General features: G+C 65.1%; 13 protein-coding genes. 7 read left to right on the top strand and 6 right to left on the bottom strand.

Features of this window, described 5'->3' with window-relative positions; all coding sequences use genetic code 11:
* Positions 1 to 98 precede the first annotated feature (98 nt).
* Positions 99 to 1,289, bottom strand: a complete 1,191-nt coding sequence (locus AB0K35_RS12185; RefSeq protein ID WP_363885148.1) for a serine hydrolase domain-containing protein — start codon at positions 1,287 to 1,289, stop codon at positions 99 to 101.
* A gap of 850 nt (positions 1,290 to 2,139) precedes the next feature.
* Here AB0K35_RS12185 and AB0K35_RS12180 point away from each other — a divergent pair.
* From AB0K35_RS12180 to AB0K35_RS12170, 3 genes are all read left to right on the top strand, one after another.
* On the top strand, positions 2,140 to 2,637 hold the full coding sequence (locus AB0K35_RS12180) for a GNAT family N-acetyltransferase (RefSeq protein ID WP_363885146.1): 498 nt from the start codon (positions 2,140 to 2,142) through the stop codon (positions 2,635 to 2,637).
* Between the two features lie 269 nt (positions 2,638 to 2,906).
* A complete protein-coding gene (locus tag AB0K35_RS12175) occupies positions 2,907 to 4,454 on the top strand; it encodes a hypothetical protein (protein WP_363885144.1) in 1,548 nt (515 codons plus the stop codon).
* Complete coding sequence (locus tag AB0K35_RS12170) at positions 4,451 to 5,326, top strand: DNA adenine methylase (RefSeq protein ID WP_363885142.1); 876 nt, start codon at positions 4,451 to 4,453, stop codon at positions 5,324 to 5,326. The genes AB0K35_RS12175 and AB0K35_RS12170 overlap by 4 nt, the downstream gene beginning before the upstream one ends.
* 40 nt (positions 5,327 to 5,366) lie before the next feature.
* On the opposite strand, the gene AB0K35_RS12165 is transcribed toward AB0K35_RS12170, so the two are convergent.
* The 4 genes from AB0K35_RS12165 to AB0K35_RS12150 all read right to left on the bottom strand — a co-directional run bounded on the left by AB0K35_RS12165 (position 5,367) and on the right by AB0K35_RS12150 (position 9,475).
* Positions 5,367 to 6,593 (bottom strand): pentapeptide repeat-containing protein, encoded by a 1,227-nt coding sequence (locus AB0K35_RS12165; protein ID WP_363885141.1) that lies wholly within the window; start codon positions 6,591 to 6,593, stop codon positions 5,367 to 5,369.
* 589 nt (positions 6,594 to 7,182) lie between these two features.
* On the bottom strand, positions 7,183 to 7,542 hold the full coding sequence (locus AB0K35_RS12160; RefSeq protein WP_363885139.1) for a hypothetical protein: 360 nt from the start codon (positions 7,540 to 7,542) through the stop codon (positions 7,183 to 7,185).
* Between the two features lie 62 nt (positions 7,543 to 7,604).
* Positions 7,605 to 8,150, bottom strand: a complete 546-nt coding sequence (locus tag AB0K35_RS12155; RefSeq protein ID WP_363885137.1) for a GNAT family protein — start codon at positions 8,148 to 8,150, stop codon at positions 7,605 to 7,607.
* Positions 8,151 to 8,164: 14 nt separating this feature from the next.
* The gene (locus tag AB0K35_RS12150) at positions 8,165 to 9,475 is read right to left on the bottom strand and encodes a hypothetical protein (RefSeq protein WP_363885136.1); all 1,311 of its coding nucleotides are present in this window, start codon (positions 9,473 to 9,475) and stop codon (positions 8,165 to 8,167) included.
* 739 nt (positions 9,476 to 10,214) lie between these two features.
* On the opposite strand from AB0K35_RS12150, the gene AB0K35_RS12145 reads away from it, so the two are divergent.
* Entirely contained in the window at positions 10,215 to 10,535 is a 321-nt protein-coding gene (locus tag AB0K35_RS12145; RefSeq protein WP_363885134.1) for a DivIVA domain-containing protein, read from the top strand.
* A 383-nt stretch (positions 10,536 to 10,918) separates the two neighbouring features.
* Positions 10,919 to 11,722, top strand: coding sequence for an HAD-IB family hydrolase (locus tag AB0K35_RS12140; protein WP_030486293.1), 804 nt, complete (start codon positions 10,919 to 10,921; stop codon positions 11,720 to 11,722).
* Positions 11,723 to 11,854: 132 nt separating this feature from the next.
* Here AB0K35_RS12140 and AB0K35_RS12135 read toward each other — a convergent pair whose 3' ends face one another.
* The gene (locus AB0K35_RS12135) at positions 11,855 to 12,601 is read right to left on the bottom strand and encodes an oxidoreductase (RefSeq protein WP_363885132.1); all 747 of its coding nucleotides are present in this window, start codon (positions 12,599 to 12,601) and stop codon (positions 11,855 to 11,857) included.
* A 461-nt stretch (positions 12,602 to 13,062) separates the two neighbouring features.
* On the opposite strand from AB0K35_RS12135, the gene acs reads away from it, so the two are divergent.
* Together acs and AB0K35_RS12125 are read left to right on the top strand one after the other, a co-directional pair.
* Positions 13,063 to 15,027 carry an acetate--CoA ligase gene (gene acs / locus AB0K35_RS12130; protein ID WP_363885130.1) on the top strand — a complete coding sequence of 655 codons (1,965 nt, stop codon included), beginning with the start codon at positions 13,063 to 13,065 and terminating at the stop codon, positions 15,025 to 15,027.
* Between the two features lie 267 nt (positions 15,028 to 15,294).
* A complete protein-coding gene (locus AB0K35_RS12125; protein ID WP_238668776.1) occupies positions 15,295 to 18,090 on the top strand; it encodes an immune inhibitor A domain-containing protein in 2,796 nt (931 codons plus the stop codon).
* Positions 18,091 to 18,113 lie beyond the last annotated feature (23 nt).

Below are 18,113 nucleotides of genomic sequence, written 5' to 3'. Positions count from 1 at the left end.
GCCTCGGCGACTCTCACATTGGCTTGTGTCGCTGAGGACCAGAGGATTACCGCGCGGCCGAGGGCGGGTGCCGCCCAGCGGGAGAACGAGCGTTGCGGTCAGTCGTCGATCGCCTGGTAGACGGTGGTCCAGAAGTCCTGCCACATCGGCAGCCGCTGGTCGCCCGCGTGCGCCCGCTGCATGAACACGATCGTCGTCAGGTCCTCGGCGGGATCGTTGTACCAGGCGGTGCCGTAGAAGCCGGGCCATCCGTAACTGCCGACCGAGGGCCCGAGGTGCGTACGGCGGGTCCGGACCGACATTCCAAAACCCCAGCCGATGGCGTCGAAGTAGCCGGGCCAGAACCCGGAGACGGCCTTCTGCGTCGGGGTCAACTGGTCGCTCGTCATCAGCGACACCGCCGGCCGCGACAGCACCCGCTCGCCGCCGTGGGCGCCGCCAGCGAGCAGAGCCGAGGCGAACGCGAGGTAGTCCTGGGCGGTCGAGACGAGACCGCCGCCACCGGACTCGAACATCCGCGGTCGACTGAACCGCCCGTCGGGGGCGTCTTCGACAACCGGCTCGCCGGTGGCGGCGTTGTCCTGCTCGTACGCCGTCGCGAACCGGTCGATGCTCTCGCTACCCACGTTGAAGGCGGTGTCGGCCATTCCCAGTGGCTTGCAGACCCGCTCACGGATGGCGTCGCCGAAGGACATGCCGGTGGCCCGGGCGATGAGCACACCTGTCACGTTGGCGGCGGTGTCGTACATCCAGCGCTCACCTGGCTGGTGCACGAGCGGAAGGGCACCGAGCTGGCCGATCCACTCGTCCGGCGACCGATACTCGAGTGCGTCCAGCGCGTCGGCGATCGGCACGGTTCCCGGCTCGGCGGGGACCATGCCGGTGCCAAGGGTGCCGTCCAGGACGTCCCGCAGCGTTATCGGGCGTTCCGCCCTGACGGTGTCGTCCAGCGGACCGTGCGGATCGGCGAGCACCGTCATGTCCGCCAACTCCGGCAGGAGATCGTCGACCGGGTCATCGAGGCGGACTGTGCAGTCCTCGACGAGGGTCATCGCACACGCGGCGACGATCGGCTTCGACATCGAGCCCAGGCGACAGATCGTGTCGGCCGCCATCGACGTCTGCGCCCCTGGGCCCTCGAACGCGAGCTGACCCGTCGCCTCGATGTGCACCTCGCCGTGCCGGGCCAGGACGACCACCACGCCCGGGACGAAGCCGGACTCGACGTGGCGCTCAAGCAGCCCTTGCAGCCGAGCCAAGCGCTTCGACGAGAAACCGCCAGCAGCCACCTGTTCCCTCCCCAGCTCGTCCCGCTTGGCAAATTACACGCCACGCGTCGATCGCACGGTCCGCGACAAGGTGGAGGGATCCCGTCCGAGCAGCAGCCCTCTTCACCGGGGCGCTCCCGCGATGGAGCGTTTCCAGCAGAAAGGGACGACCCCCGTCGGGGGGAAAGTGACCTGACGTAGCAGCGAGTGTGATCCAGTGCCGTGGCGCGTGGTCAGACGTACCGGTCGTGCCGTCGAGCATGATCGAGTTGGACCATGCGGTACGGCGTTCGCTGACGATCCGCTGACTTCTGGATGACGCACTGCGGGTGTCAGCCGGCCGGCCCGCGAAGCGGCTGCCAGCCCCACCCGTCGAGCTGCTCGATCCCCTTAAGCAGTTCGCCCGTCCACGCCTCTCCACGCGTCGCCGGACGATCACAGTCATTCACCACGCAACTCAGCATCAGAGGATGCTCTCTCGCCCGCGATCCCCACACCATCAGTTTCGAAGATCGTTTTTGGTTGTCGTGATCTGTCCGGATCGCCTGGTCAGCGGCGGTGACGTGGCGCCCGATCGTGACCGCTGTTGACCGTCTGCGACACCGGCTACTGGCACGCGGCACAGCGGCACAGCGGCGCATTGGACGCGCGGCTGTCCGGCGGCGTCCGGCTTACCGCCCCCGGCCCTCGGGCCGGGGGCGGCTTGGCGTGTCGTCGGCCCTCCGCGCGCCTGGACCCCGGTACCCGATGGCAAGCCGCGAAGCGGCGCGGCAGCCGATCGCCCTGCCCCAGGCGGCGTCTGCTTACCCCGCGATCGTCACGGCCTCTCGGTGGATGCCGGGTGCCATCCCCAAGATGATCCAATAGTCCAATGGAGATGCCACTCTCGAAGCCCGTGACAGTGCGGTTGGCGCAGGGAGACGAGCGAGAACACTACATCTCCCTCTTCGAGGAATGCGGCCTCGACGTGTACTACATGCGCATGGAGTCGAACGATAACAAGTACGTCGTCTACGTAGCTGAAGATGCCTCTGGCACCATCGTCGGTGCCCTTGAAGGCACCTTTGACGCAGGCTACCCAGACGACGTGCCTCCCGGCGTCGAGATGCCTCAGGCTTGGCTCAGCAACCTAGGCGTCTTGCCTGACAACCGTCGCCAAAACGTCGGAAGGATGCTGGTGCACCGTTTCGCCCAGGACGCAACGGCGCGAGGCCTGACCTACGTGGCCGGCCTGCCCGACCAGCACACGGACGACCAGGGACGGCTCGGCTTCTTCGAGCGCTGCGGCCTAACGGTGATCACCTCTGACAGCGATCCCGGAAAGGCAGTCGGTGGCTACCTTCAGGATGTCCTTCGTTTGACTAGCTGAGGGCTGAACGACAGCCGTTGGTGCTGGCAATGGACGGCTGCGGGTGGTCGATGCCGGCCGAAGGCCGCCAGCAGGCCACCCGCAGCCGGTGGGCCGCGCCTGCGCGGCCCCTTGATCCAAAAGAGACCAATTCGGCAGCACATTCAAGGCTAGCCAAAGAGCCGAACAAGCGCTAAAAATCTCACCTATGGACGAGATGGATCATTTGTGCTAATATCGCCAAATATTTTTAGCTCGCAACGAGTACGAGGGCTTGGATGCTACTAGACATGAGAACGTGGCCAGAGCGTAAGGTCAACGTTCTGACGGGTGTCATGTTGGATCCGCTGAACGTGCGTCTTGGGCTGACCGGAGAAACCCCGCCGTCATTGATTATAAATGACTTATTCGCTAACGCTAAGGTTTTGGATCTCGTTCAAGCCATCACGCAACTGGGTTTCCTAACGCATGAGGTCCCGATTGTTGTCCGGCGAGGAAAAGATCTCGTTGTTGTTGAGGGAAACCGTCGCTTCGCTGCTTTAAAGGCAATCCAGAATCCAATTCTTGTTCCGGCCTACGCCTCCGGCGTGAAGAAGTACGTGGACGCTATGGATGCTGCCGACAGGGATAGCCTTCTTAAGGTCTCCGTGAAAGTCGCACCGAGCCAGGAGCAGGCAGATAAACTTATTGCAGCGCTGCATACCAGCAATCCGCGACTAGCATGGTCTCCGGACAGGCAGGCGGCGTTTTTTGAGGCCCAGCTTAACGCGGGTTTGAGTCTGGATCAGCTGCTAGAACTATATCCCACTGTTCCGGTGCGGGATTTTGTTGTGCGCGCCGAGGTCCTGAAGCTCTTTAAGTCGGTGCCCTATCAAGACCAGCGTAACGCGAAGGCTGTTCACGAAGGCAAGTCCGTCAAAGTTTCAATCCTTGAACGACTTTATGAGTACGAGGGATTCCAGCGGCTTGCAGGTATCGAGGTAATAGCTAAGACCGCCTCGGTTAGAGTGACGGGGAGTAAGCGCATATTCTTCGCGGTCGCGGAGAAGGTTGTCGAGGATGTAATCGAGGGCCGACTCAATACGCGAACGCTGAATAGGCAGGACGGCGACTTTTACCAGGCGTATATGCGCGAGCTGCACGCTTTTGTTGACGCTCTGCCACCTTCGCCTGAGCCTACCTCCGACTTTACGCGTAGCGCTGATGCCGATCGTCAAGTAGAGCTAGTTGATCCTGGCAAAGGTGCGTCTCCTGCAGACGGTCCTTCGTCCCGTCATGCGCCTACAAGCAGAGGTGCGCTACCTGCTTCGGTTAACACTTCTGGCATCCCCGCAGAGGAACTGAAGGCTACTGATCAGGCACCTGTTGAAAAGGATCGACCCAAGCGCGCTACCAAAAAGCTCGATGTTTCAGGTCTCGAAGTGCCGGCTAGCATGGCAGTCTCAGCGGTGCCGGCTCTCTTGCGTGAATTGGGTCAACTAAATGTTGATATATTTCCGAATGCGACATATGATCTCCTGCGCACGGTGACTGAGAAAACCATCAAGAAGTATGCCGACGTTGTTGGTGCTGACATCACCGTCGAGTTGAATACGGGTAAGCGCGTAACGTTGGATAAGTGTTTGGAATGGCTGCAGAAGCGGGCGGCTTCTTCGACCAGGGATACAAACGTCGCCGAGCTTATTAAGAAAGTTAAGCACGGTCCGCTAGCTGAATTCCCGATGACGACACAGATGAACGCTATTAATCACAACCCGCTCGTGCTCGCTGAACCCTTCGAAGTAAGAGCCGCGTGGACTTCGGTTAAGCCGATTCTCGAGTGGGTGCTTAAGGCATGACGGGCTTCACTCGGCGTCAGGACTTGAGGCGGCTATCCGTTTCGCCCCTTAGGTATCCAGGGGGCAAAGGGTCACTCTTGAGCACCTTGCGGGCTCTTGTGCGGTCGAACCGGCCATCCAACACGACCTACGTTGAGCCGTACGCCGGCGGAGCAGGTGCTGCTCTGGGCCTGCTTGCCTCCGGCGAGGTAAAGCGAATTGTTATCAATGACCTAGACCCAGCCGTATACGCTTTTTGGCGTGCTGCTACGCAAGAGCCCAAGGCTTTCTCGGCACTGGTGAAGAACGCGACTCTGAATGTGGAAGAGTGGGAGCGTCAAAAGGAAGTTTACCTGACAGTGCAGGACGACTTCCTCAAGCTGGGGTTCGCTACCTTCTACTTGAATCGCACGAATCGTTCGGGTGTTCTTAATGGCGGTCCGATCGGCGGTAAAGACCAATCCGGTAACTATAAGATCGATGCTCGTTTCAACAAAAATGCACTGGGTGAACGTCTTCGAATCATAGATCTGTACTCAAAGTATATAACAGTCAGCAATGTTGACGGCCTCGACGTCATTCGAGAATATGCGCGTCAGTCGAACACTTTTATTTATGCTGACCCACCGTACTTCGAGAAGGCAGGGTCGCTCTATTTGAATGCCTTCGACGAATCTGATCACATAGCGTTGGCAAATTGCCTTAACAAGCATTCCGAGAGCATGTGGGTTCTTACATACGACAACGTACCGCAGGTGGCGCGTCTCTACGAACAACGTCGTAGGAATGTTTTCGCTTTAAACTATTCGGCTCATAGAGTGGTTAAAGCGAATGAGATTATGGTGTTTTCGGATGCTGTAAGCGTTCCGGAAGTGCAGGAATCTCTGTTCTAGAAGCCAGGCTGCGTCCGTTTGGGTCTTGGTGGGGTGATACCTACGCGGGGCGCTGTCTCAGCCGGTCTGCCACGGATTGGTCAAAATGGGCGTTCTGCCAGTTGTACGACAGCCGCAGGCTTTCTATAGCGGCGCTGTCGAGGGTTGCCCCTGTGAAGTAGGCGTTGTTGACGTTAGCCCGTTCGAATCGGGCGCCTCGCAAGTCCGCTCCCTCGAAGTGGGCAGACTGCAATTTCGCTTGCTGAAATCCGGCGCCTTTAAGCTTCGCCTCCTTAAGAGAGGCTGAGACTAAGGTGGCCCTATGGAAATGGGCGCCTTCAGCGGAGATTTTATTTAGTCGCGCTTCTGTGAGGTTAGAGTTTGAGAACCTAGAGCCGTCTGCTATCGCAGCATAGCCAAGCGCTCGCGGAATCGAACTGTTCGTGAAGTTGCTATCTTTCATACTTGCATATGCTATGTCGATTCTAAGCTGAGATAGGTCGATCCCCTCAAGGTTGATGCGGGGAATAGTGGAACGCGATAGGTCGAGGAGGCCGTCCAGCATTTGATAGCACCCATCAACTTGAGATGCGCGGTGCAAGCAGCGTTGAAGGGTGGTCACCAGTAGTTTGCTCATTGCCGGAGAGTGCTCAATCTTCAGATTGGCAATGGTTACAGTTATAAGATCTGGTAGAAACTCATCGTGGCGTGGGCGCACCAGAGCCGATAAAGCCGCGGCAGCATTTAACTGTAAGGCTTCTGAGCCAGAACCGAGATTCTGCATAGTGATCGCAAGGTTTTCGTCGAAACGCCGAAGGCTTTCGGTTTCGCGCTGCTGCCTGTCGGCCTCCCTTTCGCGCTTTTCGGCAATTCTTGCATTTTTGCGCTCTTCCATTTCGGCATTACGCAGTCGTGTGAATTCTCGGTTCTGGTTCGAGTTTTCGCTGATTTGCTTCCAAAAAGTCAATACCAGTCCGATGATGCCGACTAGGACAGCCAGAGCTGGCCCGAAAAGAGCGAGCCATCCAGCGATTCCTGTTGTACGCTCGTTCTCTTGTTTAAGCTTCCGGACTTCCTCTTTGAGCTTTTGTTGTTCGAGTTCAGGAATTGGTGACTGCTTCTGTGATGGTTGCGGAGAAGTCGTGGAGGTCTCTGATGGCTGGATGCCAGCAGCCATCGTGGCCGTCGTCGGAGTTAGCGCCGTCAACATGCCAATCAACACACTCAGCACACGATGGCGTTTCTTATATCCACGGACGTGCCGGTGGCGCGGTACATTGGTCTGCACATGCCCTCTTTCTGTGGGCCACCACGGACACTCGCTCCACACGCATGGGAAGCTGGCAAAGGGACTGAGCCCGGGTCCGTACCCCTAGCACGCCAGACGCACGGCAACTTCCCGGACTCAGCCGACACAATGGTCGGTGGTGCGCGTCCGCCAGTCAAGCCCAGTCATCGGCCGTGGGGCCGCCTGAGATGAATGTGTTCGAGCGGTATATCCCGGTTGAGCTGGCGGTGCTCTGTGGCTCGAGCACAGTAGGCGCCTTGCCGGACTGACGATTGACACCGCAGAGGGTGTCCTACATCGGAACGTCGCCGTGCTCCGCATAGGCTGTCGTACTATCATGTTTCGCACTGATCGCGGTGCGGAGCCGACGAACGAGGCCGCCTGGTAGAAAGCTGTCTAGGTCGCACCCGTCACCGGCCTGTCGTTCTGCGGCGGCCCCCTTGGGCTTTCGCTCTCCGCGCCAGCCGCCGGGCGTGTTGCGTGACCGGAGTCGGAGCGCCAGCGGAGCGACGGACGCGCGCCCAGGCGGCGGCGCGTGCGGCCCGTTCAGGGCCGCCTTGAAGACGTATGAGATTCGGCGCAGTCGGTGCTAACCGCACGCTTTTTGGAGTCGTTCGACCGCGATAAAGATCTGCTGTTCGGGGCCAGGTCGGCTCGGCCGCCACTCAGCAATTACGGGTCTGACGGCGTCGACGAGCCCGGCGAGTTCCTGGTCAGTCGCCGGCTCGGGTAGTGCGTCAAGGGCCGCCAGTGCGACCACGGTCGCCTGATGCCGGTAAGCGTTCGTCGGTGTGTCTTGCCAGCCTGGCGAGTCTCGCCATTCCTGCACACGCTGGCGTACCTCGGCTGCGGCGGTTCGGATGACGGCCGCTCGTTGGCGAGGTGTGAGTTCGGTGCGGGCGTAGGGGCGGTCGGCGGGATCCTGCGGCGGCGTGTCGGCGTCGCGCATGGCGGCGATCGTACCGGTGCCATGATCGGAATTGCTCGCCCGCGTGCTGAGCGACGATGGCGTCAGCCGGCGGTGTCGTTCCACTCTGGGGCGAGGATCGAGTAGAGCTGGGAGTCGCGCCAGGCGCCGTTGGTGAAGACGTGATCGCGTAGCCGGCCTTCGTACTGCATCCCGAGCCGCTTGGCGACGCCGATGGAGGAAGCGTTGTCGGGGCCGATAGCTGCGGTGATGCGGTGAAGCTTCAGCTCTCGAAAGCCGTAGTCGATGATGGTTCGGGCTGCATCGGTGGCGTAGCCGTGGCCCCAGTGTTCCGCTCCGATGGCGTAACCGAGCTTGGCGGCCTGGTGCCCGCTGAGTCCGAGGCGAGCGAAGCCGATCATCCGATCTGAGGCGTCAGCGACCGCTAGGTAGTACTCGATGCGCGGGTCGAGCTGCGCGCGGCTTACCGCTCCCTCAACCATGGCGACAGTGGCGGCGTGGTCGCGGCTGTCGAACGAGAGCCACTGCGTGACCCGATCGTCACCGACGATCGCCAAAGCGTCGGCCGCGTCATCGGGTCGCAGTTCGCGAAGAGTGATGACGCGGCCGGGGATGGTGATCGGGTACATGTGCTGATGGTGCCTTATCGAGGAAGGGCGTTGGCAGGCGTGCGCGTGAAGTGCTCGATGCCATCGATGAGGTCACGAGCGTCATTGGCGTGGCCGGCACGAGTGATGGCCTGGTGGACACGGCGGACCGAGTGGATGACGCCGTTGATGCGCTGATCGGCGGGGAGATCGAGCACGGGGGCGAGGGCATCAGTGGCGGCATCGAGCTCTCCGCTGGCGACGCGGGCAATGGCAAGGTTGGTGTGGGAGCCGGCCTGGTCGCCGAAGGCCCACGCCGGGTCGTAGCGGTCGGAGTACGCCTGAACGGCACGCAGGGCGTAGCGCTCGGTGGCGTCGGCTTCGCCGGACAGCCAGGCGAGGGCGTCGCTGGCGTAGTAGAGCGTGCGGGGCTGGTTGAAGGTGCAGATGCCGCCGATCTCGTCCATCTCGTCGGGGCGTACCCGTGACCAGGTGTCCTCAGCCTCGGTGATGGCGGCCTTGGCCTGTTCCGCATTACCGAGTGCGGCGTAGCCGCGTGCAGCGCTGACGGGCAACCAGACGGCCGAGGTGCCGCCTGCTTGGGTGGCGTACTCGCGTCCCGCCTCGGCATAGCGGACCGCTTCGGCGTACCGACCGGCCCAGTAGGCGACCAGCGATTGAAGTCCGCGGAGCCAGGCTTGCAACCCGGGATGGCCCGACTGGTCGGCGCAGAGGACAGCGGTTCGGGCTTGCAGCATCGCGGAGTGCGGGTCGGCCATGTCGTGCGAGACTTTGGCGAGCAGGCCGCTGGTGATGCCAGCGAGGAAGTGCAGGTCACGCGACTGGGTCGGCTGTTGGCGACGTTCGAGCAGCGTGAACAGGGTGTCCTGAGTCTCGGCCAGGTCCGGCAGGATCTGGCTGACCGGTCGTTGTGGGTAGGCCAGGGCGAGGCGCTGAACGTCCTCGGTGAGCTGGTCGATGGCTGCCGGGGAGGTGGCTTCGGCGGCGAGCATTGCGTACTGGCGGGCGCGTTGTGCGGCCATGGCGAGGAGGTTCCTTTCCGGGCCGGCGCCGGTGGGCTCGACGATGAGGTGTCGGGCCGGCGCAGGGGTCAACTGGTGGGATGCCCAGGGGCGCTGCAATTCATCGACCGGCTTGCCGAACATGGCCTGCAACGCGCGCCGGGTGGCGGGGTTTGACGAGGCCAGGTCCCGTTCGCCGCGTGCCAGCCGCCCGAGGTGCCGCGCGCTGATCGCCGCGCGGGAGTCCATGCGGCTGAACTCGTCGGCCAGTTCCTCGTACGTACGGTCGCTGCACTGGATCAGGTACTCCAGGACGGTTCGAGGTTCGCGGCGATCTCGGGCCATCGTCGACGCCTTCCTGATGGGCTATCTCCACGCTCACCTGCGCGAGGTCCTGACCACAAGACAGGTCCTCATGGTGTCCGCCCGAGGTCCGCCAGAGGTGCTGTTTCGGTCCTCGATCGGTCTCCACAACCGGGTGTTCCATCTCCACCATGGACTTCTCACCCACCGCAATTGTGCGCGTACTGAACGCTGAGATGCACGTATCAAAACGGCGTCCGACTCCTCGCGCCTGCGCCGATTCGGCCGCAACAACGGAAGTGCCCGGACTACGCCGGCACCGGCCGTCCTTGTCGTAGCGGATGCGTCCTGAGCAGGGCACCGGAGCAGGTGCAGGCAGGCGATTCGCGGTGTCGGCCGTGGCCACAGCCCGCCTGCTTCGGTGCCCATCCACTGATCGAGGGCGGGCAGTGATGGTTCCAAAGCCGGGCGATGTTCTGCACGTCGGCAGCGACGCGTCGGTGCAGTTCGGCGGGGATCGCGCGCTGATCTTCCGAGTCATCAAAGTCTGCGACCGGCCGACGTACGACGGCTGGGTCTGGCTGACCGGCTACTCACTCGACCGTACGGGCAGGGCAGTCGACCGGCGAGAGATCTTCGTGCAGCGCGCCGGGTTGCGAATGATCACTCCGGCCGCCCCTCCCGCCACCGGGCGGATACCACCCGATCCTCCATCCCCTGCCGGCCTGAGCAGCGCGAGCCGGAAGACCCGCACGACGGTTTCAACATCGAGGAGGCTGCAATGAGGTTGCATTCGGTAGGCGTCGTCCGGGCCGCGTCGCGCCTGGCCCGGCTCTGCCCCGAGCAGGTCAAGCGAATCCGCTTCGGTCGCGCGAAGCTCGGGCGACGCGGCCTGGCCGAGGAACAGGTCTACGCCTTCCTCCGGGCCGTCGTTGACGAACTGACCGCGCGGGATGGCGTAGAAGGCGCCCTTCGGGCGGAAAATGCTCGCTTGAAGACTGCTTTGAGTCGTTGGCAGGGCAACTTCACCCCAGAGCCGAGCCGGATGGCGAACGCGGGGCGAGGTGCACGCCTGAGGAGTACACCGAGCGAGTTCGGCTGACCTTCCCTAGTCACTCCGACCGGAAGATCCAGGAGGCACATCTTCACCTGGCCGAAACCGCTCCCGGGAAAGGGACGACCCCCGTCGGGGGGAGACGGGGGTCGTCGGAGGTTCGGCTCCGGGGGGGTCGAGCCGAACCACTCAGCGGTCACGGGGGGTGCAACCGCTGAGGGTCTGCCTGTTTCGAGGATGTGAAAGCTCGTCGTACGGACAAGTCTGCCTGAGCGGGCCCGTCACGTCGAGTGGTGCTGCCTCCACTCACTGCGAAAATCTCCTCGCAGAGTGTGAGCGTGATCACGCGGAGCGGAGAGCCCGCAGGTCTGAGGGGTGGCATGACCCCGGGCACCCGCCGACGATAGACCATCCGGCTAGACTTTCGCGCCGTGGGCCGAAGTGCCGCTTTCTTCGATCTGGACAAGACCGTCATCGCCAAGTCGAGCGCCCTGGCGTTCGGTCGGCCGTTCTACCGGGATGGGCTGATCACCCGGCGTGACGTGGTCAAGTCGGCGTACGCGCAGCTGATGTTCCGGCTGGGCGGCACCGACGAGCAGACCATGGCCCGAACACGGGACTACCTGGCTGCGCTCTGCAAGGGCTGGCAGGTGGAGCAGGTCCGCCAGATCGTCGCGGAGACGCTGCACGAGCTGATCAACCCCTACGTGTACGCCGAGGCCGCCGCCCTGATCGAGGAGCACCAGGCGGCCGGGCGGGACGTGGTGCTGGTGTCGGCGTCCGGTGAGGAGATGGTCCGGCCGATCGGCGAGTTGCTCGGGGTGACCGACGTGATCGCCACCCGGATGACCGTGCGGGACGGCCGGTACAGCGGCGAGGTCGAGTTCTACGCGGCCGGCCCGAGCAAGGTCGAGGCGGTCAGCGAGTTGGCCGCCGCCCGGGACTACGACCTGGCTGATTCGTACGCCTACTCCGACTCGTACAGCGATCGCCCGTTGCTGGAGTGCGTCGGCCACCCGAGTGTGGTCAACCCGGACCGGCAGCTGCGCAAGCTGGCGTCGGAGAACGCGTGGCCGGTGCTGGAGTTCCGGCACCCGATCCCGCTGGGCCGGCGGCTGCGGGAACGTCCTGCGGTTCCGGTGGCCGCTGCGGCCCTGGGGGTCGGGGTGGGCGTGGCCATCGGCATCGCCTGGTACGGCCGGCACCGCCGAACCCGAGCAGCCACCACCGCCTGACCACCCGGCCCCACCCCGTCCAGGTCGATCATGGGCTTGTGGTGGGCGCCTTCGGCCAATTGGCACCTTTTGCGGGGCACCACAACTCCATGATCGACACCGCGAGGACGGGCCGGCGGAACCGATCGCCGCTCAGGCGGCGGCGAGGATCTCGTCTCCGATGGCGGTGAGCTGGTCGGTGCCGACCTCGACGGCGGCCATGTAGTGGCGTAGCCAGGAGCGCAGTCCGTCCGGGGTGCCGGTGGCGAAGGCACCGGCCGCGCCGACGTACTCGGGCTCCCGCTCGCGGTGCCCCACGTCGACGGGGAGCAGGCCACGCGGGTCGAGGCCGCTGGCGAGCAGCACCAGCCGGGCCGCCCCGCGGGCCACCACGCCGGACGGCCCGGCGAAGGGGCGCAGGTTCAGCAACTCCCCGTGTACGACAGCGGCGAGCACCAACGGGGAGACCTTCGTGCCGCCGGCGACGAGGCCGGCCAGCCCGTCCAGCCGGGTGGCGACCACCGGGTCGGTGACCGGGCGGCCCAGCTCGGCTTCCGACACCAGGTCCCGTGCGGCGAGTACGTGCAGTTTCGCGAGCGCCTGGCGGGGCGCCTTCGGCCACAGCTCGCTCAGGCCCGGCAGCGCTCCGGCGACCCGCAGCGCCCCCTGGAGCACCGGGTCGGTGACGGTGCCGGCCCGGACCGCCTCACGCTCGTGCCCGGCCCCCTCAAGGGCCGCACTGGCCACCGCGGAACGGAGGCTGACCTCGGCGGCGACCTGTCCACCGTGCCGGCGCAGCGCCCGGTGGCCGAGCGCCTGGTCGAACCGCGCGCGCGCCTGCTCGACGGCGGCGGCGATGTCGGCGAGCGCGAGCAGGGGCGCGAGCGGGTCGGTGGTCACCCCGCCACGCTAACGACCCGGTCCGGCGCGGCGGGCCGCACCCGCCCGCAACGCGACCCGGACCACCCGACCGGCGCGGCACCTCCCGACCCGGCACAGCCGCAAACCGACCCCGGCGCGACCACGCAACCGACCCGGCGCGGCCGCAAACCGAGCCGGCGCGGCCACACAACCGACCCGGCGCGGCAGTCTCGGCAAGGTCAACACGGGTTCATGGAAATCGCGGTGTCCAGGTCAGGCGGACACCGCGATTTCCGTGAACCCGTGTCGATCAAGGCACTCGGCCCACGCACGCCGGCACGGCTCGTGTCGATCGAGGCACTCCGCGCAGGGACGGGCCGCCGGGCGCGCGGCGGGGGCCACTCGGCGCGACGCAGTGGGCAGCCGTGGCCGGTTGCATGCCCCGCGACTACCCTCGTGCCATCGAGACCCAGGTCACCCCGAGGATGAGGAGTCACGGCATGAGCGAGGCATTGGCCAATCTGCTGAACGAGACGCGCCAGTTCCCCCCGCCGGCCGAACTCGCCGCGCACGCCAACGTCACCATCGATGCGTACGCCGAGGCTGAGGCCGACCGGCTGGCCTTCTGGGCGAAGCAGGCGGATCGGCTGGCCTGGTCGAAGAAGTGGGATGAGGTGCTCGACTGGTCGAACCCGCCGTTCGCGAAGTGGTTCGTGGGTGGGCAGCTCAACGTCGCGTACAACTGCCTGGACCGGCACGTCGAGGCGGGCCGGGGCGACAAGGTCGCGATCCACTGGGAGGGCGAGCCGGGCGACACCCGCACCATCACGTACGCGGACCTGCACGAGCTGACCTGCCGGGCGGCGAACGCGCTCACCGACCTGGGGGTGACCGCCGGCGACCGGGTGGCGATCTACCTGCCGATGATCCCGGAGGCGGCGGTGGCCATGTTGGCGTGCGCCCGGATCGGGGCCGCGCACAGTGTGGTCTTTGGTGGCTTCTCCGCCGACTCGTTGAGCAACCGGATCCAGGACGCCAGCGCCAAGGTGGTGATCACCGCTGATGGTGGTTACCGGCGGGGCAAGCCGTCGGCGTTGAAGCCCACTGTGGACGAGGCGGTGGCGAACTCCCCGTCGGTGGAGCACGTGCTCGTGGTGCGCCGCACCGGCGAGGACGTGGCGTGGTCGGAGAAGGACCACTGGTGGCACGAGACGGTGGAGACCGCGTCGGCCGAGCACACCGCGCAGCCGTTCGACGCCGAGCACCCGCTGTTCATCCTGTACACCAGCGGCACCACGGCCCGCCCGAAGGGCATCCTGCACACCACCGGCGGCTACCTCACCCAGGCTTCGTACACGACGCATGCCGTGTTCGACCTGAAGCCGGAGACGGACGTCTACTGGTGCACTGCCGACATCGGCTGGGTCACCGGGCACTCCTACATCGTGTACGGCCCGCTCTCCAACGGCGCCACGCAGGTGATGTACGAGGGCACCCCGGACACGCCGCACAAGGGCCGGTTCTGGGAGATCATCGACAAGTACGGGGTGAGCATCCTGTACACCGCTCCCACCCTGATCCGGACGATGATGAAGTGGGGCGACGACATCCCGGCGGGCTTCGACCTGTCCTCGCTGCGCCTGTTGGGCAGCGTCGGCGAGCCGATCAACCCGGAGGCCTGGATGTGGTACCGGAAGCACGTCGGCCGGGGCGAGCTGCCGGTGGTGGACACCTGGTGGCAGACCGAGACGGGCGCCATCATGATCTCGCCGTTGCCGGGGGTGACCGCGGCCAAGCCGGGTTCGGCGATGACGCCGCTGCCGGGCATCGTGGCCGACGTGGTGGACGACCAGGGCCAGTCGGTGCCGAACGGCGGTGGCGGCTATCTGGTGCTGCGCGAGCCGTGGCCGTCGATGCTGCGCACCATCTGGGGTGACGACGACAGGTTCATCGACACGTACTGGTCACGTTTCCAGGGCATGTACTTCGCCGGCGACGGTGCGAAGAAGGACGACGACGGGCACATCTGGCTGCTCGGCCGGGTGGACGACGTGATGCTGGTGTCCGGGCACAACATCTCGACCACCGAGGTGGAGTCGGCGTTGGTGTCGCATCCGTCGGTGGCCGAGGCGGCTGTCGTCGGCGCGACCGACCCGACCACCGGTCAGGCGATCGTCGCGTTCGCCATTCCGCGCGGCAGCACTGACATCGCTGGCGAGGCGGGCGAGCAGCTCATCGCCGACCTGCGCAACCACGTGTCGAAGACGCTGGGCCCGATCGCCAAGCCGCGGCAGATCATGCTGGTGCCGGAGCTGCCGAAGACCCGCTCCGGCAAGATCATGCGCCGGCTGCTGCGGGACGTGGCGGAGAACCGGTCGCTGGGCGACGTGACCACGTTGCAGGACTCCTCGGTGATGGACCTGATCTCTTCGGGGATGAGCGGTACGAAGTCCGACGAGGACTGACGGTAGGCGTACTCATTGGAGGGTGGCGGTCCGTGCGGACCGCCACCCTCCGTCATGTCTTACGGGCACGGTCCGCGCCGGCTCACCGCTGTCACATCGGTCGGTCGGGGGAGTCTGGAGAAGCTGAACGGGCACAGGCGTAGATCACCTCTGTCCTTTCGGCCAGTTGTGCTTTAGGTTCACGCAGGTTGGAAGAGTTCGACACACATCGCTTCGATGGTCGGCCACGCCAACGTCCTCCTCCCCATGCCCGAGAAACGGAGCGGCATGAACCACAAACCGCAGTCCAGGGCGCGGCGACGACTACTCGTCGCGCTGCCCGCCATCGCCCTCGCGGCCACGTCACTGACCGTGAGTGGCAGCGCGGCGGCCCAGTCGCCGTCCGGCACCCCCCAGGCGGTGATCGGCGCCGACGAGCACTACATCAACTACGCCGAGCCCGAGGTGCAGCCGGACACCACCGGCCGTGAGGTGAAGGGCAAGGGTGGCATCTACACCCCTGCCGCGGAGTCCGCGCGCGCGTTCGACCGCAAGCACGCCCGGGGCAACCCGGTGACCGCACGGCAGCTGGCCAAGGACGAGGCCAAGTCGCTGAAGACGGGTCAGAACCCCCGCAAGTTCAAGAAGGCGCCGACCACCCAGACGGCGAAGCTGCTGACGCTGCTTGTCGAGTTCAACGACAAGGCCAACGACGACTTCACCGGCGTGATGGTCCCCAAGACGGTGTTCGAGGACCGCACCTGCGTCCCCGGCACCGTCCAGAACGGCCCGAAGCACAACAAGATCCCAGACCCGGCGCGCCTGCCCCACGAGGACAACAACTCGATGTGGGTGCCGGACTTCTCGCCGCAGCACTACAACAAGATGCTCTACAGCAAGAAGGGCATCACCGAGCGGGTCCGCACCGACCTGAAGGGCCCGGACGGCAAGAAGGGCATCGACCTGTCCGGCCGCACCATGCACAACATGTACCTGGAGATGTCCAAGAACGCGTACACGGTGGACGGGCAGTCCAGCCCGTGGATCACGGTGCCGCACTCGGAGGGCTGGTACGCGGCCAACCGCTGCTTCCAGGACGAGACCGGCGCGTGGGTTCCCGGCCGTGAGCAGTCGATGAACGGCCACCCGGACAACCCGGCCGGCGCGGGCCGCCTGGCGACCGACGCGATCGACGCGCTCGTCGCGAAGGACCCGAACTTCCCGTGGGCCGACTACGACATCGAGGACCAGGCCGACCGCGACGGTGACGGCAACGTCTTCGAGCCGGACGGCGTGATCGACCACCTGGTGCTGGTGCACGCCGGTCAGGGCAAGTCGCGTGGCGGCGGCGCCGAGGGCGTGTACGCCGTGTGGGCGCACTCCTCCACTGTCGCCGGTGGTTACACCATCCCGGGCACCAACCTGAAGGCGTCGAACTACATCGTGCAGCCGGAGGACGCCGGCGTCGGCGTCTTCGCCCACGAGTTCGGCCACGACCTGGGCCTGCCGGACCTCTACGACACGTCCGGCAACGCCGACTCCGACGTGGACTTCTGGGACCTGATGGCCTCGGGCTCGCACTCTGGTGAGATCTTCCAGGCGCTGCCGACGCACATGGGCATCTGGGACAAGTGGGTGCTCGGTTGGGCCGACCCGCTGACCATCCGCCCCGGGTCGAACCCGCGCGAGGTGAAGCTCGGCCAGACGTCGCGCACCCCCATCGACTCCGAGGACGGCATCAAGGTCGACCTGCCGGACAAGGTGACGACGCTGGCCACCCCGCACAGCGGCACCAAGATGTGGCACAGCAACAACGACCAGGAGTGGGCCGACGTCAAGCTGAGCCGCTCGGTCGACGTGCCCGCGGCGGCCGACTCGAAGTTCTGGATGTGGAACAACTACATCATCGAGGAGGACTGGGACTACGGGTTCGTCGAGCTCTCCACCGACGGCGGTACGACCTGGACCGAGCAGAAGGTGTACGACGAGGGCGGCACGGTGGTCACCACGCCGGACGGCTACCCGGACCCGAACGGCCGCATGAACGACTTCGGCGGCAAGAAGTACGGCCTGACCGGCAGCACCGACGGCTGGCGGCACGACTACGTCGACCTGTCGGCGTACGCCGGTACGACGGTCCAGCTGCGGCTGCGCCAGGCCACCGACGAGGCGTTCGAGGAGCGCAACTGGTTCGTCGACGACTTCTCGGTCACCGGCGGCGGCGCCACCACCTGGAGTGACGACGTCGAGGGCGGCGCCAACGGCTGGACGGCCACCGGCGGCACCTTCGTCGACACCACCGGTGGGGGCTGGAAGGTCTCCAGCGGCACCGAGGTGCACGCCCAGTTCTACCTGGCGGAGTGGCGCAACTTCGACGGCTTCGACAAGGGCCTGAAGTACGCCTACGACACCATCTACTCGCACGAGGCGTGGAAGGTCGACCGGATCTCCTACAACGCGCCGGGCATGCTGGTCTGGTACCGGGACACCGCGCTGGGCGACGTCAACCACGTCACCGGGCAGATGACCGCGCTGCCCAGCTACGGCGCGAAGGGCGGGTTGCTCATCGTCGACTCGCACTTCGACCCGTTGCGGCGCACCGGTGAGGCGGCAGTGAAGGACCCGTCGGTGACGGACAACCTGCCGAGCCGCCCGCAGTCGTCGAACGCGGCCTTCACGTTGCAGCGGACGTACCCGTTCACCGAGTGCCTGGAGGCGGCCGACGAGCCGTACAGCGCCTACTGCACGAAGTTCAAGGGACTGCCGCCGGTGAAGGCGTTCACCGACGCCAAGGGCTACTACCCGGGCATCGAGATGCGCGACGGCGCTGCCTACGCCCGGGACAACGACGCGTCGGTGGTCCTGCCGTCGCGCAACAACGCGCCGTACACCACCCGGGTCACCAACCCGGACGGCAGCCCCGCGCCGGAGTTCTACGGCGTGACCCTGGGCGGCGGCGCGATCGTGCTGGGCACCGGTAACCCCGGCGACCAGGGCGTGAACTACGGCGTCTCGCTGACGATCAAGAAGGCTGCCGGGGACAACTCGTCGGCCATGATCTACGTGACCCCGGCGAAGAAGTAACTGTTTCGCGGATCGACAACTGA

The sequence above is a fragment of the Micromonospora sp. NPDC053740 genome, from assembly GCF_040677775.1.
Taxonomy (GTDB): domain Bacteria; phylum Actinomycetota; class Actinomycetes; order Mycobacteriales; family Micromonosporaceae; genus Micromonospora; species Micromonospora alfalfae.
This window is presented reverse-complemented; position numbering and strand designations above follow the sequence as displayed.